This window comes from Streptomyces dysideae (assembly GCF_001514305.1).
Taxonomy (GTDB): domain Bacteria; phylum Actinomycetota; class Actinomycetes; order Streptomycetales; family Streptomycetaceae; genus Streptomyces; species Streptomyces dysideae.
Map to the genome: position 1 here is coordinate 61,792 of NZ_KQ949094.1, position 16,538 is coordinate 78,329.

The following is a 16,538-nucleotide window of genomic DNA, read 5'->3' on the forward strand; positions in this document are numbered from 1 at the left end:
CTGTAGCCCGTTCAGCCTTGGCGCAGACGCTGGTTGAGAGCGTCGAGAACCACCGGCGGCACCAGGTGGGAGACGTCGCCGCCCCAGGTCGCGACCTCCTTGACCAGGGAGGAGGAGAGGAAGCTGTAGGTGGGGTTGGTCGGCACGAAGAGCGTCTCGACACCCGACAGGCCGTTGTTCATCTGGGCCATCTGCAGTTCGTAGTCGAAGTCGCTCACCGCGCGCAGGCCCTTCACGATGGCCGGAATGTCGCGCTGCTTGCAGAAGTCGACGAGGAGGCCGTGGAAGGCCTCGACCCGGACGTTCCCGTACTCGGCGGTGACCTGGCCGATCAGGTCGATCCGCTCGTCGATCTCGAACAGGCCCTTCTTGGCCTTGTTGATCATGACTGCGACGTAGACCTCGTCGTACAGTCTGGAGGCGCGGGAAATGATGTCTAGGTGTCCGTTGGTGATCGGGTCGAATGACCCGGGACAGACGGCGCGGCGCACTTGAGATCCCTCGCTCTCCGGTCCGGTCATCGTGCGTCTTCGCACGTAGAGGCGGCGCGACCGTACCAAAACGTGCCCTCGCCGTAGCGGCGGGCCCGGATCGCGTCGAAGCCGTCAGGCCAGCGGAATTCGCCGCCTCTGGTGCTGCGCTCCACGGTGACGAGCGCATCGTCCGCGAGCCAGCCTTCCGTACGGAGTGTGAGCAGGATCTCCCGAAGATCGTCGTCCGAGACGGCGTACGGGGGGTCGAGGAAGACGATGTCGTACGGCTGTGTCGGCGCCGACGTCCGGATCACCTGCTCGGCCTTGCCGGCCCGCACCTCGGCGCCGGGCAGGCCCAGGCTCTTCACGTTCTCCCGGACGATACGGGCGGCTCGGGCGTCGGCCTCCACGAGGAGGGTGTGGCCGGCACCGCGGGACAGTGCCTCCAGCCCGACGGCACCGGAACCGGCGTACAGGTCGAGCACCCGCTCGCCGTCCAGGGGCCCGCCGAGCAGGGCCTGCCAGGTGGAGAACAGCCCCTCCCGCGCCCGGTCGGAGGTAGGGCGGGTGCCGTTCCCCGGCGGAACGGCCAGCCGACGTCCACCGGCCCGTCCGGCGATCACGCGGGTCATGTCCTGGGTCCTTGTCGGTGTGCGTGGTTGGGATGGAGTGGGGGTGTGTTGGGGTGGTGCGGGGGCGGTTCGAGGTTCTGCGGTGTGGTTCGGGGTGCGATGGTTCCGGGCGGTGCGGTTTCGGTGCCCGGGTGGGGCTCGGGCAGGGCTCGGGGTTGCGGTGCCCGGGTGGTCACCGCTGGGATGAGCCTCTCTGGGCGGCTGCCGGGGGGGCGAGGTGCCCAGGTGGCTGCCTTGCGGGCGGTTGTTTCGGTGGCTGCCCTGGCGCTGGTGCCCGGGCTGCCTCGGGGCGGGTGCCCTGGCGGCTGCCGAGTGGGTGGTCGCCAGGGTGGCTGCCGTTCGGGCGGGGTGCGCCTCCAGTCTCTCAGCCTTCGCCGCCTGACGGCCGCCTGGTGTCCACCGGGGCGGGCTTTGGCTCCCCGGGGGCCGGTCCGCCGGTCTGCGTGCCTTGCCTCGCGCACCTACCCCCGCGCCCGGCCCCCGGCGCGTGGACCGCATCGCCGATTCACGGCCCATCTCGCCGGTCGGCAGCCACGTCCAGCTTCCGCTCGGCCCATGTGCTCCACTCAGCCCCTCGGCAGCGAGCCCACACCCCGCCCCCCTCACCCCTTGTCCAGATACTGCTCCCTCTCCTCGTCCAGCAGAGCCTCCAAAGCCGTGCGCAACCCCGGCAGGCAGTCCAGTTCGGGGTCCGCGGCGACCACTGTCGCCGCCTCCTCGCGGGCCTCGGCGATGATTTCCTCGTCCTCGATGACCGCCAGCATGCGCAGCGACGTGCGGGCGCCGGACTGGGCCTGGCCGAGGACATCGCCCTCGCGGCGTTGTTCGAGGTCGATGCGGGAGAGCTCGAAGCCGTCGAGGGTGGACGCCACGGCGTTCAGGCGCTGGCGGGCCGCGCTCGCCTCCGGCATCTCGGTGACCAGGAGGCAGAGGCCGGGGGCCGAGCCACGGCCGACTCGGCCACGCAACTGGTGGAGCTGGGAGACGCCGAAGCGGTCGGCGTCCATGATCACCATCGCCGTGGCGTTGGGCACGTTGACGCCGACCTCGATGACCGTCGTGGCGACCAGGACGTCGGTCTCGCCGACGGTGAAGCGACGCATGACCGCGTCCTTGTCGTCGGGGTGCATACGGCCGTGCAGGACCTCGACCTTGAGGCCGGTCAGGGGGCCCTTGGCCAGTTGGTCGGCCACGTCCAGGACCGCGAGCGGCGGGCGCTTCTCGGCCTCGTCCTCGGGGGATTTCCTGGCCTTCTTCGGGTCGGCCGGTTCATCGATGTCGTCGCCGATGCGCGGGCAGACGACGTATGCCTGATGGCCGTTCTCCACCTCTTCGCGCACGCGCTCCCACGCGCGGGCCAGGAAGTGGGGCTTGTCGGCGGCGGGGACGACATGGCTGGCGATCGGCGAACGCCCGGCCGGGAGCTGGTCCAGGACCGATGTCTCCAGGTCGCCGAAGACGGTCATGGCGACCGTGCGCGGGATGGGCGTCGCGGTCATGACGAGCAGATGGGGCGGCTGCTTGCCCTTGCCGCGCAGGGCGTCGCGCTGCTCGACGCCGAAGCGGTGCTGTTCGTCGACGACGACCAGGCCCAGGTCGTGGAACTGGACCTTGTCCTCGATCAACGCGTGCGTGCCGATCACGATCCCGGCCTCGCCGGTGACCAGGTCGAGCAGCGCCTGGCGGCGGGCGGCCGCGCCCATGGAGCCGGTGAGCAGCACCACCTTGGTGGCGTTGTCCGCCCCGCCCAGCATCCCGCCCTCGGCCAGCTCGCCCATCATCTCGACGACCGACCGGTGATGCTGCTGGGCGAGCACTTCGGTGGGCGCCAGCATCGCGGCCTGTCCGCCCGCGTCGACGACGGCGAGCATGGCGCGCAGGGCCACCATCGTGTTGTGGGTGACGGTGAAGTGGTCGGTGATGTAGGCGTGGCTGGGGTGGGCGACGCTGATGCACTGAACAGGCTTCCGCCCCACGCGCTCGACCGCCCGAATTCCGCGCCGAAATGTACTGTATTTCGGCCGATCCTGCACACGGTCGGCCTTGCGGGTGAGCCGGAACGGAGCGTACTCGTCGGGCAGGGCCACAGAGACGTTGAAAGCGTCCTTCTGCGTCAGGACCCGCGCCCGGCCGCCGAGCGAACGCACGAGCCAGGCAACATCGTCCGCAAGCCTGCGCGAGGCAGAGCAGAGCGAGATGCTCATGCCATCCCTCTGGATGGTGCCATCGGTGTCAAGTAGTCCTTGCAACAGGGCGAGACGGTTCTTGATCGAAGTGTTTTTGAATTCCTCGGGAACGAATTTACCGTGCGATGTCACGCCCCAAAGACTCAGTTTGCGCAGCGCTTGAATCACGTCACGGATCTCGTCGTCCACGGTGGCGAGACGCAGGTTGTACCGGAATGATCCGCCTCCCAGAAGGAGACCGAACAGGTACGGATCAAGGGGCAGTCCGGAATCGTCTCCCAGATCAACCGGAGTGGCCGCCGGGAGGTACCACTTCGAGTGTCCGTCCGTATTGAAGAGGTCGAGACGAATCTCCCGAGTCGTCATGACCTTGGGGGCCTGACCACTGTGCCACCCGCAACTCGTACCGACGATCCAGAGATGCTCGTCGTCGCACTCGACCGAGCTGCCATCGGACAGCACCAGCCGCCAGACATCACGCTCTCCTTGCGGGAAGACGCCGTCGATCAGCGCGATCTCCCCATCCGGCACGACAACCTCGTCTCCCACCCTCAAGTCCCCCATACGACGGAAACCGGTGGGTGCGAGCACGAGCGAATCGAGCGGCTGGGCCTTCCCCGAACCCACCTCTCCCTGGAGCAGGCGGTGCATCGGATGCTCCGTCGCCAGATCGTCGAAGATCTCCCTGGAGACCTTCTGCTGGCCGTCGGTGAGGGTGAAGGGCAGGCGGTCGTCGAAGGCGGTGAGGAGGCCGTCGGGCTTGCGTTTTCGGGCCACCGCCGGGAGTTGGGCGTCGGCATGACGGCGGCGGGCGAGGGCGACCTGGAGGACGAAGGCCTCGTCCCACTTGAGGCGGGCGCGGGCGTCCTCGATGTCCGCCTTGGTGTGCGGGCGGTGGATCTTGAGGAGGGCCTCGGGGAGGGCGACCAGGCCACGGCCCTCGCGCAGGGAGTCCGGGAGCGGGTCGATGGCCTCCTGGGCGCTGGGCAGGACCGTCTGGACGGCCTTGCCGATCTTCCAGGACTCCAGCTTGCCGGTGGCGGGATAGATCGGGATCAGGGCGCCGGCCCAGGTCTCGACCGTCTCCTCGGCGTCGCCGCGCAGCAACTCGTACGCCGGGTGCGCCAGTTGCAGGCGGCGGTTGAAGACGGAGACTTTGCCCGCGAACATCGCGCGCGTGCCCGGCAGGAGCTCCTTGTGGGGCTTGTGCACGCCGTGGCCGAAGAAGACCAGTTGGAGGCGGCCGCTGCCGTCCGTGATCGTGACTTCCAGGCGCTGGCCCTTGCCGCGCGGGGCCTTGGCGGAGGCGAAGGTGTGCAGGCGGGCGTCGGCGACCATGGCGACCACCGTGACGTGTTCGTCCATGGGGAGGTCGGCGAGATGGGTGAGCTGGCCGCGCTCCTCGTATCTGCGCGGATAGTGGTGCAGGAGGTCGCCGACGGAGTGCAGGCCGAGGTGCTCGGCCATCACCTTCGCGGTGGCGGGGCCGAGCACTGACTTGAGCGGTTGTTTCAGTGGTTCTTCCAGTGCGGGCACGAGATCCATTGCACACCACGACACTGACAATCCCGTATACGTCTCGGGAAACCCCTGGTCAGACGGCTGGTTCGAGCCCTAGGATGGCGCGCTCCGGCCATCCTTCCGCGGTCACCGCCCCACCGGGACCGCCCGACCCCGCGCCGTCGACCTCCCCCACCCGCGGCGCTGTGACGATGGATTCCCAGACCTCACAGTCATCTCAGGCACCACAGTCACCTCATACGTTCCAGGTCGACCTGCGTGGTCTGGTGGACCTGCTCTCCCATCACCTCTACTCCAGCCCCAAGGTCTATCTGCGCGAGCTGCTGCAGAACTCGGTGGACGCCGTCACCGCCCGGCGCGCCGAGGAGCCGGGCGCCCCGGCCGTGGTGCGGCTGCACGCCGAGGGCGGCGCCCTGCGCGTCGAGGACTCCGGGATCGGGCTGACCGAGTCCGACGTGCACAACCTCCTTGCCACGATCGGGCGCAGCTCCAAGCGTGCCGAGGGGCTGCAGGAGGCGCGCTCCGACTTCCTGGGCCAGTTCGGCATCGGTCTGCTGGCCTGTTTCGTGGTCGCCGAGCGGATCCGGGTGGTCAGCCGCAGCGCCCGTACGCCGCACGCGCCGCCCGTGGAGTGGACGGCGACGGACGACGGTTCGTACACCGTGCGGACGCTGCCGGACGACGCCCGCACCGAACCGGGCACCACCGTGCACCTGGTGGCGCGGGCCGGCGCCGCCGAGTGGCTGGCCGAGGAGCGGGTGCTGGCGCTGGCGCGGGACTTCGGGTCACTACTGCCGTACGACGTGCGGGTGGGCGGCGAGGCGGTCACCGATCTGCCGGCACCCTGGGACCGGTCGTATCCGAGCCCCGCCACCCGGAGGGTGGCCCTGGCGCGGCACTGTCACGACCTGTTCGGGTTCACGCCGCTGGACTCGATCGAGCTGGACGTGCCGCTCGCCGGGATCCGCGGAATGGCGTACGTCCTGCCGTCGGCGGTCAGCCCGGCCCAGCGGGCGGGTCACCGCGTCCACCTCAAGGGCATGCTGCTGACCGAGCGCGCCGAACAGCTGCTGCCCGACTGGGCGTTCTTCGTGCGCTGCGTCCTCGACACGGACAGCCTGCGGCCCACGGCGTCGCGCGAGTCGCTGTACGAGGACGAGACGCTGGCCGCCGTACGGGAGGCGCTGGGCGAGCGGATCCGGGCCTGGCTGACGGGGCTGGCGGCCGGGGATCCGGAGCGGCTGGCGGCCTTCCTGGACGTGCACCACCTGGGGGTCAAGTCGCTGGCGCGGCACGACAAGGAGATGCTGCGGACGATGCTGCCGTGGCTGCCCTTCGAGACGACCGACGGGCGGCTGTCCCTGGAGGAGTTCGCGCAGCGGCACCCGGTGGTGCACTTCACGCGGACGGTCGAGGAGTACCGGCAGGTCGCGCCGATCGCGTCCGCGCAGGGCGTCGGGGTGATCAACGGCGGTTACACGTACGACAGCGAGCTGGTCGAGGCGCTGCCGTCGGTGCGGCCGGGGACGGTGGTCGCCGAGCTGGACGCGGACACCGTGACCGCCCACCTGGACGCCGTCGATCCGGCCGAGGAGCTGGCCCTGTCGGGCTTCCTGGCGGCCACGCGGGCGAAGCTCGACCCGCTGGGCTGTGACGTCGTCCTGCGCGCCTTCCATCCCCTCTCCGTGCCCGCGCTGCACCTGGACGACCGGGCGGCCCGGCACGAGCAGGCCCGCGCGGAGGCCGAGGCGCAGGCCGACGACCTGTGGGCGGGCATCCTGGGCTCGCTGCGCGGCAGCGCGCCACGCGCGCGTCTCGTGCTCAACCATCTCAACCCGCTGATCCGCAGGATCAGTTCACTCGGTGACCCGGAGCTGATCGGCACCGCCACGGAGTCCCTGTACGGGCAGGCGCTGCTGATGGCGCAGCGGCCGCTGAGGCCCGCGGACTCGGCGCTGCTGAACCGGGCCTTCATCGGCCTCCTGGAGTGGGCCACGAACGGCGAGGAGGGCCGTCGATGAGCGAGATCACGGACTTCGACTCCTTCCGCCAGGCGATGGCGGAGAACGCCGAGCAGCCGGAGGGTCCGGCCCGCAACGCGCGCGCGGAGCAGTTGCTCGCCGAGGCCGAGAAGCTGAACATCCCGCTCGCCGTGATCGAGGCGCTCGGACACCAGCTGAAGGTCTACAACTACAGCTCCGAGAAGGACAAGATGTTCGTCCCCTTCGCGCGCCTGCTGCGCATGTGGGACGAACGGCCCGAGGACTTCGACGAGTACGAGACCCACTCGCTGCACTGGGTCTTCAAGTGGATGTCGTCCGGCATGCTCGACCAGCCGCACGTTCCGCTGGCCTCCGTCGAGAAGTGGCTCGGTGAGATGGAGCACCGCTACCGGCTCGCCGGGCACTCCGAACGGGCCGTGCGCAGCGCCGAGTTCAGTGTCGCCGCGCATGTCGGTGACATGACTCGGGCCGAGCGGGCGTACGCCGCCTGGCTTGCCGCGGACCGGGACAACATGGCCGACTGTCACGCGTGCGAGCTGCACGGGCAGGGCTGGTGGCAGGCGGAGCGGGGCCGGGACACCGAGGCGCTGGAGCTCTGGGGGCCGGTCCTGGAGGGCGAGTTCACGTGCGCGCACGAGCCGCACACCGTCCTCGCGTCCTCCCTGGTGCCCCTGCTGCGGCTGGGCCGCCCGGACGACGCGCGCGCCAACCATCTGCGGGGCTTCCGGCTCGTACGGTCCATGGAGAGCATGCGCGGCGCCTACGCGGACCACGTGGAGTTCTGCGCGCTGACCGGCAACGAGGCGCGCGGCCTCGAGCTGCTCGCGGAGCGGCCGGCGTACTTCACGGACACCGGGCATCCGCGCAGCAAGCTGGAGTTCATGGCCGTCGTTGCGCTGCTCATGGAGCGGCTGACCGAGCTCGGGCTCGGCGAGCAGCGGGTGCCCGGACCGGCCGACCGCACCTGGACCGCGCGCGAACTCGCCGCACACGCGCGTGCGGAGGCCTTCGCGCTGGCGGGACGCTTCGACGAGCGCAACGGCACACCGCACGTCAGCGAGCGGGCACGCGCGCGTATGGCGCAGCGCCCGCTGGTGGAACGGCTGCCGCTGGGCGTACGCGCGGCGCGGCCGACGCCGGCAGCGGCGGCCACGCCTCCGGCCCCTGCTCCGGAGGCGGACCTGCCCGCGCTGCTCGCCGAGGCACGGCGGCTGTCGGACACGCTGCAGCCCAACGCCGTCGAGGCGTGGGCGGCCGTCTCCCGGGCCGCCGAGGGCGCCGAACTGGCCGCCCGCGACCGCGCGGAGATCGCCGACCACCGAGCGATGGACCTGGGCCCCGAGGGCGTCGAACTCTTCGAACACGCCGCCGAGCTCTACGCCGAGGCGGGCGACCCCGGCGAAGCGCTGGCGGCACGCACGCGTGCGGCGTACGTACGCGCCCTCACCGGGCACGTGGCGGACGCGGTCGCGGCGGTCGAAGAGCCGTACGACCAGGTCCTCGCGCTCCACGCCGAGGAGGGCACCGGCGTACGGCAGACCGCGTCGGTACTGATGGGCCGGGCGCGGATCCTGATGCGACGGGTGCATGAGGCCGGAGAGACCTCGGGAGGAGCGGCCCCTGCCGACGCCCCTGCGGACGACACGGCCACGGCCGACGGCCACTCCGGCGACCTGCTCCCGGACGATCACTTCCCCAGGGACGCCGCCGCCCTGGGCAGCATCGATTCCGCAGGGGACGCAGACGGGTTCCCTGGCGACACAATCCCGGCCGGCCGGTCCACCGGGGACGCAATCTCGGGCGGTACGCCCGCAGGCGGCACGATCGCGCCCGACGGCTCCCCAAAGGGCGCCACCCCAGCCGAAGCTCCCTCGGGCGACACAGAAGCCACGGCTGACAAGTCCCCCGAGAGCGCCATCCCGGCCCAGACCTCCTCGGACGGCACAGCCGCGGCTGACAGCGCCCCTGGCAACACGCTCCCGGCCGACCCCTCCCCCAGGAACGCCATCCCGGGCGATGCCTCCCCGGGCGACGCAGTCGCGCCCGACAGCTCCCCCGACTCCGCTCCCCCGACCCACCGCCCCTCCCCCACCGGAGCCCTCCAGGACGACGTCTCCGCAGGGAACCCCGTCCCGATCACCCGACTCCCCCATCGACACCGCACTGGCCCACGCCGAGGCAGCCGTGCGGGAAGTGCTCGCGTTGGTCGGCGGGTACGCCGGGGACGACGTCCGGCTGGTCTCGCGGGGTGCGGAGGCGCAGGCGATGCTCGCCGAACTGGCTGCGCTCGCCGGGGAGCTGGAGACGGCCGCGGAGTTGTTCGGGCGGGCCGCGGAGGCGTTCGTGAGGGCGGAACTGCCTTGGTTCGCGGTCGAGTACGAGGCACGGCTGGCCGGGCTCGCGCATCATCTCGGCGACATCGCCGGGGCCGAGCGGGCGCTGCGGGCGGCCCTGGAGCACGGCGGGCCGCATCTGGAAGCGGTCGGGCGGGCCCAGCTGCACCTGCAGCTCGCCGAGGTCGTCGGCGGCCGGGGACTGTCCGAGGAGGCCGCCGAACACGCCCTGGAGGCCGCCCACTGGGCCGACGAGGCCGGTGAGGGGCCGACGCTCGGGGCCTGGGCGCGGCACCAGCTCGGCGGCTTCCTGCTCCGGCAGGGACGATGCGCCGAGGCCGCCGAGGTACTGGAGTCGGCGCTGCCCGACCTGAGCGCCGAGACGCACGGCGATGGAGCCGTCGTACAGACGCAGTGGTGGCTCGGCGACTGTCTCAGCGAGCTCGGTGAACACCGCGCGGCCGCCGAACGGCGGTTGCAGGCCGCGGAGATCGCCCGGCACTGGCCCGAGCAGCACGACCACGCGACACTCGCGCACCTCGCCGCCGAGTCCCTCGGCCACGCCGGCCTGCACGCCGACGCCGACCAGGCGTACGCGCGCGCGGGCGAGCTGTGGCGCACCCTCGGCAACGTCCACGGCCTGGTCCGTTCCCTGCGCGCCCGCGCGTGGCTGGCGCTGCGCACGGAGGACGGGACCGACGCGGCACGGGAGTTGATGGCGGGAGCCGTGCGGGAGTGCGCGGCGGCGCTCGACGCGGCGGCCGACGAGGAGATGCAGGAGCGGCTCGTCGCCGAACTCGGCCATACCCACCGGCAGTTCGGCGACCTGCTCGCCCGTACCGCCGCGGAGGACGACGAGGACGACTCCATCCGGGCCGCACTGGAGGAGGCCCTCGCCCAGATGACGGCGGCCGTCACCGTGTTCGCCGCCCTCGGGGACGACGCCCTGCACGGCCGCACCGGTGCCGAACTCGCCGCCGGCTGGCTGGAGGCCGACCTGAGCCGCCCGGCGGCAGCGGCGGTACGCGCGCGTGCGGTGCTGGCGGCGTACGACGGGGCCGGCCACGAGGACGAGACGGCCAGGGGACGGCGGGCGGAGGCCGAACAGATGCTCAAGGTCGTGGCGGAGCAGAAGGACCAGGAGGACTGAGGGGGTCTACTCGACCCCGATGAGCAGCAGCGCCCCTTGGCGGCCGCCCCGGTACACCACCGTGTCGACGGCGAGGTACGACTCACGCACGCGTGCCTCGAGGTGCTGGGCGATGGACTCGGGCGCCTCGTCGCCGAGGACCAGCGTCACGAGTTCGCCGCCGGCCGCGAGCATACGGTCGAGGACCATCTCGGCGGTGGCGGTGACGTCCGCGCCGATCACGGCCACATCGCCCTCGATGAGGCCGAGGACGTCCCCGGCCTGGCAGATGCCGGCCATGGTCCAGGACTGGCGTTCGGCTACGGCGACCTCGGCGTAGCGGGTGGCGCCGGCCGCCGAGGTCATCGACACGACGTCCTCGTCGAACCGCCGCTCGGGCTCGTGCACGGCGAGCGCGGCGATGCCCTGGACCGCGGAGCGCGTCGGGATCAGGGCCACCCGGATGCCCTCCGCGCGGGCCTGCTCGGCCGCCGCGGCCGCGGTGTGCCGCAGGTCGGCGTCATTGGGCAGCAGCACGACCTCGCGCGCGTGGGCCCGCCGTACGGCGTCCACGAGCTTCCCGCTCGCGGGCAGCTCCCCGGGGCGCGCGAGCACGGTGGTCGCGCCGGCCTCCGTGTACAGCCCGGCCAGCCCCTCGCCCGGTACCACGGCCACCACGGCACGCTGGGCGCGCTCCCGGGGCGGCCGCTCGCCGCCGGTGGTGTGCACGTCGCCGAGCCCGAAGTGGGTGATCCGGATCCGGTACGGCCGCCCGGCCTCGACGCCCGCCTCCACGGCGGCCCCGGCGTCGTCCACGTGCACATGCACGTTCCACAGCCCGTCGCCGCCGACCACGACGAGCGAGTCTCCGAGGGCGTCGAGCCGCTCCCGCAGCCGGTCCACGGCCGCGTCCTCGGCCTCCAGGAGATAGATCACCTCGAAGGCGGGCCCACCCGTCTCCGAACCTGCCGGACTGTCAGCACACTCATCGAGGGCTGCCGCCGCTTCCGCCGCTCCCCCACTCACCCGGGACACCTGACCATGAACGGGACCGGCGACAGACGCCACCGCCCGCGGCGCCTCCCCCGTGAACGTCTCCACCAGTGCCGCCAGCACCGCCACCAGCCCCCGCCCGCCCGCGTCCACGACCCCGGCACGCTCCAGAACGGCCAGCTGCCCCGGCGTAGCGGCAAGGGCCGCGCGCGCACCCTCATAGGCGGCCCGTGCCACGGTCCCGCAGTCGCCCTCGGCCCCGCCGGCCGCGTCGGCGGCGGCCGAGGCGACGGTGAGGACCGTGCCCTCGACGGGATGGGCCACGGCATGACGAGCGGAGTCGGCGGCATGCCGCAGGGCCAGCCGCAGACCCGAATCGTCCGTATGAGGCGTCTCGCCGTCGGCGGCGAGCACCTGAGCCATCCCCCGCAGCAGCTGCGCCAGGATCGTCCCGGAGTTCCCCCGGGCCCCTATCAGCGCCCCGTGCGCCATCGCCCGTACGGCATCGGCCAGCGTCGGCTTCCCGGCGGCCCCCACCTGCACGGCGCCGACCTCATGGCCCGCGAACACGGCCTCCACCGCCGCGACCGCCGACTCCACCGTCAGATAGAGGTTCGTGCCGGTGTCCCCGTCGGCCACGGGATAGACGTTGATCGCGTCGATCTCCTCGCGCGCCCGCCCGAGCGCCTCCAGCGCGAGACCGCACCAGGTGCGCACCGCGAGAGCATCGAAGAATGTCTGCGGCACCTGCGCCACCTGCGCCTCCTTGAGCTGCTGGACGTGGACGCAGCGTAGACCCAGGGTCCCTGTCCGCCGGAAGAGGGCCGGGCGCGGGCCCCTGAGCAGGCATGGTAGTTTCGTTCTACTGGCGCAGTCGTTGTATGCTGCTCCGGTTGCCCGATCCAATCGGGCCATTCCCCCTGGCAACGCCACTCAGATCTCTGATCCTACGATCTCGATCCCGGCCTGCCGGGATCAACCGTAAGTGCATCTGAAGTCTTTGGAGTGACCCGTGGCTGCCAACTGCGACGTCTGCGGCAAGGGGCCGGGCTTCGGCAACAACATCTCGCACTCTCACCGCCGTACGCCCCGTCGCTGGAACCCCAACATCCAGCGCGTCCGTACCGTGGTCGGCGGGACGCCGAAGCGCGTGAACGCTTGCACCTCGTGCATCAAGGCCGGCAAGGTCTCGCGCTGACGCACAGCTAAGCGCGCGGCCACTGCTGGTTCGCTGCACTAAGCCGGTCCACCTCGTGTGGACCGGCTTTTTGCTATGCATGATCATCGCCAGTCTGATCACCGTCAGGCCCGGAACCGCCACCCGTGATCCACCGGCCCGATCCCCCCGCCGAGCGCGAACCCGGCCGCGATCGCCCCGGTGACGTACTCCTTGGCCGCCGTCACCGCCTCCGGCACGGACCGCCCCTTCGCGAGCTGCGACGCGATCGCCGACGCGAGGGTGCAGCCGGTGCCATGGGTGTGCCGGTTGTCGTGACGAGGAGAACGCAGCCAGTGCTCCTCGGAGCCGTCGGTCAGCAGGTCGACAGCCTGGTTCCCACCCACCCGCCCTGCATCCCCGGCGAGATGGCCGCCCTTGATCACCACCCACCGCGGGCCGTACGCCAACACGGCCGCCGCGGCCCGGCGCATCTGCGCCTCGGACTCGACGTGCACCCCGGTGAGTTGCGCCACCTCGTCGAGGTTCGGCGTCGCCACGGTCGCGACCGGCAGCAGCTTCGTGCGTACGGAGTCCAGCGCGGACGCGGCGAGCAGCGGGTCCCCGTGCTTCGACACGCCCACCGGGTCGACCACGGCGGGCGCGTCCGTCCCGGCGATCAACTCGGCCACCGTCTCGACGAGTTCGGCCGAGGCGAGCATGCCGGTCTTGACGGCCCGCACCCCGATGTCGTCCACGACACTGCGGTACTGCGCCCGCACCGCCGCCACCGGCAGCGGCCAAGCGCCCTGTACGCCGAGGGAGTTCTGGGCCGTGACCGCGGTGATCACGCTCATGCCGTGCACACCGAGCGCGAGCATCGTCTTCAGGTCGGCCTGAATCCCGGCCCCGCCACCGGAGTCGGAGCCGGCGACCGTCAGCACACACGGCGGGGCGCTCATGACTCGATGTCCCCGAAGTGGTCCCAGCCGCCCTTGCTGGTCCAGGGCGCCCCGTCCACCGTCACCTGGGGCAGCGCCGACGGGTTGAGTACCTCGCCGATCACCTTCCACCGGGCGGGCAGCTTCACGTCCGACGGGAACGTCGCCACGATCGCGTGGTCCTCTCCCCCGGTCAGCACCCACTGCATCGGGTCGACGCCGACGGCCTGCCCGATGTCGTTCATCTGGGACGGGATGTCGATCGCACCGGAGCGGATGTCGATGCGGACCTTGCTGGCCTCGGCGATGTGCCCGAGGTCGGCGATCAGCCCGTCGCTCACGTCGCACATGGCGGTGGCGCCAAGACCGGCGGCCGCGGGGCCGGCGTGATACGGCGGCTCGGGACGCCGGTGGGCCTCCACGAAGGCGCGGGGCGAGCGGAACCCGCGGGACAGGACGGCGAACCCGGCCGCGGACCAGCCCAGCCAGCCGGTCACCGCGACGATGTCGCCGGGCTGCGCGCCGCCCCGCGTGACGGGCTCCTGGTTGCGCAGATCGCCGAGCGCGGTGATCGACACCATGATCGAGTCGCCGCGTACGACGTCTCCGCCGACCACCGAAGCGCCCGCGACCTGGCACTCGTCGCGCAACCCGTCCATCAGCTCGGACGGCCAGGTCACCGGGAGTTCGGCGGGCACGACGAGGCCGAGCAGCAGCGCGGTCGGTACGGCACCCATGGCGGCGATGTCCGCGAGGTTCTGCGCGGCGGCCTTGCGACCCACGTCGTAGGCCGTGGACCAGTCGCGCCGGAAGTGCCGGCCCTCCAGCAGGATGTCGGTGCTGGCGACCACCCTGCGGTCGGGTGCGGCCACCACCGCGGCGTCGTCGCCGGGGCCGACCCGGACCGCCGGGGTGGTGGTGAGACGGGAGGTGAGCTCCCTGATGAGCCCGAACTCACCGAGCTCACCAACAGTGCCCTTCATTGCCCTTACGCCCCTTCTGTCCCTGTTCGCACCCGGTCGCGCGTCACTACTGTCCTCGATACCGTCGAGGTGTACGTCAACTTCTGTCGTGCCTGCACCCCGGCGCGCAAGCCCCGGTCGCCGCAGGTCTCCCCGCGGCGAGCGGCGACGCGATACCGTGGCGTTCCTTTTCCCCACATGATCCTCGTGGCCGCCCTGGAGGTTCCGTGGTACAGGCGTACATCCTGATCCAGACGGAGGTCGGCAAAGCGTCGACCGTCGCCGAGACGATCAGCAAGATCCCGGGAGTCATCCAGGCTGAGGACGTGACAGGACCGTACGACGTCATCGTGCGCGCCCAAGCCGACACCGTCGACGACCTCGGCCGCATGGTGGTCGCGAAGGTCCAGCAAGTGGACGGCATCACCCGCACCCTGACCTGTCCGGTCGTCCATCTGTAGTCCCCGTCTACCCTTGGCCGGTGAACTCTTTCCGTCACCGGCACCGCACCTTCATCGGGCTGCCCGCACTCGCCCTGCTGATCACCGCAACAGGCTGCTCATCAGCAGACGACACCACATCGACGCCGGTTCCCAGCCCGGACGCGAAGGTCACCGAGCTGTGCCAGAACCTGGACAAGGTCCTGCCGGCCGAGGTGGACGGAGAGAGCCGTGAGGATCCCGAGCCCGCATCCGCGCTGACCGCGGGCTGGGGGAACTCGGCGATCATACTGCGGTGCGGTGTCGAACAGCCGCCGAAGATGGTCGACCCGAAGGTGGCCACGGGCAATGACCCGGAGGCGATAGGGGGCGGTGTGAACGGCGTCCGCTGGCTGATGGAGACCGCCACCGACGGGGACGCCGGGGCCGTACGGTTCACCAGCGCCCTGCGCAGGGCCTACGTCGAGGTGACCGTGGCGAAGGGCGGGAACACCTCGACCGTGCTGGTTGATCTGGCGTCGGCCATCAAGAAGGCGATCCCCGAAGGAATCGCCAACTGATCGGTACGAGTCTCAGCAGTCCGGTACGAGGCTCAGCGCAGTCCCGTCGGCCTGCGCAGTGCCGCCTGGATCAGCTTGTCCACCAGCTCCTCGTAGCTGATCCCGCTCGCCTGCCACATCGCCGGGTACATCGAGATCGGTGTGAAGCCGGGCATCGTGTTGATCTCGTTGATCACGAACTCGCCGTCTTCCGTGAGGAAGAAGTCGGCCCGCACGAGCCCCTCGCAGGACGCCGCCTCGAACGCGTCCACCGCGAGGCGCCGCACCTCCGCCGTCTCCTCGGACGTCAGCGGCGCCGGGACGATGCCGGGCGTGGAGTCGATGTACTTGGCCTCGAAGTCGTAGTACGCGTGCGTGTCCGGCGGCGGGATCTCGGCGGGGACCGAGGCGCGCGGGCCGTCCTCGAACTCCAGGACGCCGCACTCGATCTCGCGGCCCCTGAGCGCCGCCTCGACCAGGATCTTCGGGTCGTGCCGCTGGGCCTCGGCGATCGCCTCGTCCAAGCCCGAGAGGTCGTCGACCTTGGTGATGCCGATCGACGAGCCCGCGCGCGCGGGCTTCACGAAGAGCGGCCAGCCGTGCTCGCCGGCGAAGTCGACGATCTTCTTGCGGGCGGCCGACTCGTCCGGCTGCCACTCACGCGGCCGGATCACCACGTAGGGGCCCACTTTGAGCCCGAACGACGTGAAGACCCGCTTCATGTACTCCTTGTCCTGGCCGACGGCCGAGGCGAGCACGCCCGAACCCACGTACGGGACGCCGGAGAGCTCCAGCAGGCCCTGCAGGGTGCCGTCCTCGCCGTAGGGGCCGTGCAGGACGGGGAAGACGACGTCGACGTCGCCGAGCGCCTTGGGTACCGATCCGGGCTCGCTGTAGACGACTTCGCGGTTCCGGGGGTCGACGGGGAGCACCACGCCGCCCTCGCTCGAGTCGGCCAGCTCCTCGACGCTGGGCGTACGGCGGTCGGTGATCGCCATGCGCTCCGGCTCGTCGGCGGTCAGCGCCCAACGGCCGTCCTGGGTGATGCCGATCGGCAGGACGTCGTACTTCGTCCGGTCGATGGCACGCAGCACCGCGCCGGCGGTGACCACGGAGATTCCGTGTTCGCTGCTGCGCCCGCCGAACACGACGGCCACGCGCGGCTTGCGAGGCGACTGCTCAGGGCTCTGGGGGAGGTTCTCGGTGCTCATATCGCGTTGAGAGTACCCG

General features: G+C 71.3%; 12 protein-coding genes. 5 read left to right on the forward strand and 7 right to left on the reverse strand.

The genetic code is table 11. The annotated features are described in order from the left end of the window. Nucleotides 1–11 precede the first annotated feature (11 nt). The 3 genes from coaD to AQJ91_RS27945 all read right to left on the reverse strand — a co-directional run bounded on the left by coaD (nt 12) and on the right by AQJ91_RS27945 (nt 4,836). On the reverse strand, nt 12–491 hold the full coding sequence (gene coaD / locus AQJ91_RS27935; protein WP_067026996.1) for a pantetheine-phosphate adenylyltransferase: 480 nt from the start codon (nt 489–491) through the stop codon (nt 12–14). A gap of 26 nt (nt 492–517) precedes the next feature. Continuing rightward, nucleotides 518–1,105 (reverse strand): 16S rRNA (guanine(966)-N(2))-methyltransferase RsmD, encoded by a 588-nt coding sequence (gene rsmD / locus AQJ91_RS27940; RefSeq protein WP_067026998.1) that lies wholly within the window; start codon nt 1,103–1,105, stop codon nt 518–520. A 602-nt stretch (nt 1,106–1,707) separates the two neighbouring features. Further along, the gene (locus AQJ91_RS27945; RefSeq protein WP_067027000.1) at nt 1,708–4,836 is read right to left on the reverse strand and encodes a helicase-related protein; all 3,129 of its coding nucleotides are present in this window, start codon (nt 4,834–4,836) and stop codon (nt 1,708–1,710) included. Between the two features lie 167 nt (nt 4,837–5,003). On the opposite strand from AQJ91_RS27945, the gene AQJ91_RS27950 reads away from it, so the two are divergent. Next, nucleotides 5,004–6,833: an HSP90 family protein gene (locus AQJ91_RS27950; protein WP_079085241.1), complete on the forward strand. Its 1,830-nt coding sequence runs from the start codon at nt 5,004–5,006 to the stop codon at nt 6,831–6,833. Continuing rightward, the gene (locus AQJ91_RS56065; RefSeq protein WP_234383023.1) at nt 6,830–9,412 is read left to right on the forward strand and encodes an ATP-binding protein; all 2,583 of its coding nucleotides are present in this window, start codon (nt 6,830–6,832) and stop codon (nt 9,410–9,412) included. Before AQJ91_RS27950 ends, AQJ91_RS56065 begins: the two co-directional genes overlap by 4 nt. Nucleotides 9,413–10,304: 892 nt before the next feature. Here the strand turns inward: AQJ91_RS56065 and AQJ91_RS27965 are convergent. Then, nucleotides 10,305–12,026 carry a DAK2 domain-containing protein gene (locus AQJ91_RS27965; protein WP_067027004.1) on the reverse strand — a complete coding sequence of 574 codons (1,722 nt, stop codon included), beginning with the start codon at nt 12,024–12,026 and terminating at the stop codon, nt 10,305–10,307. A 256-nt stretch (nt 12,027–12,282) separates the two neighbouring features. Between AQJ91_RS27965 and rpmB the strand changes: the two genes are divergently transcribed. Then, a complete protein-coding gene (rpmB, locus tag AQJ91_RS27970) occupies nt 12,283–12,468 on the forward strand; it encodes a 50S ribosomal protein L28 (RefSeq protein WP_004924906.1) in 186 nt (61 codons plus the stop codon). A gap of 104 nt (nt 12,469–12,572) precedes the next feature. On the opposite strand, the gene thiD is transcribed toward rpmB, so the two are convergent. Together thiD and AQJ91_RS27980 are read right to left on the reverse strand one after the other, a co-directional pair. After that, nucleotides 12,573–13,388 (reverse strand): bifunctional hydroxymethylpyrimidine kinase/phosphomethylpyrimidine kinase, encoded by an 816-nt coding sequence (gene thiD, locus AQJ91_RS27975; protein WP_067027006.1) that lies wholly within the window; start codon nt 13,386–13,388, stop codon nt 12,573–12,575. Continuing rightward, complete coding sequence (locus AQJ91_RS27980; RefSeq protein WP_067027008.1) at nt 13,385–14,350, reverse strand: thiamine-phosphate kinase; 966 nt, start codon at nt 14,348–14,350, stop codon at nt 13,385–13,387. The genes thiD and AQJ91_RS27980 overlap by 4 nt, the downstream gene beginning before the upstream one ends. Nucleotides 14,351–14,556: 206 nt before the next feature. Between AQJ91_RS27980 and AQJ91_RS27985 the strand changes: the two genes are divergently transcribed. Next, the gene (locus AQJ91_RS27985) at nt 14,557–14,790 is read left to right on the forward strand and encodes an Lrp/AsnC family transcriptional regulator (protein ID WP_003997603.1); all 234 of its coding nucleotides are present in this window, start codon (nt 14,557–14,559) and stop codon (nt 14,788–14,790) included. Nucleotides 14,791–14,810: 20 nt separating this feature from the next. After that, nucleotides 14,811–15,329, forward strand: coding sequence for a DUF3515 domain-containing protein (locus tag AQJ91_RS27990; protein WP_067027010.1), 519 nt, complete (start codon nt 14,811–14,813; stop codon nt 15,327–15,329). Nucleotides 15,330–15,361: 32 nt separating this feature from the next. Here AQJ91_RS27990 and AQJ91_RS27995 read toward each other — a convergent pair whose 3' ends face one another. Beyond that, nucleotides 15,362–16,519 carry a D-alanine--D-alanine ligase family protein gene (locus AQJ91_RS27995; protein ID WP_067027011.1) on the reverse strand — a complete coding sequence of 386 codons (1,158 nt, stop codon included), beginning with the start codon at nt 16,517–16,519 and terminating at the stop codon, nt 15,362–15,364. Nucleotides 16,520–16,538: the final 19 nt, after the last annotated feature.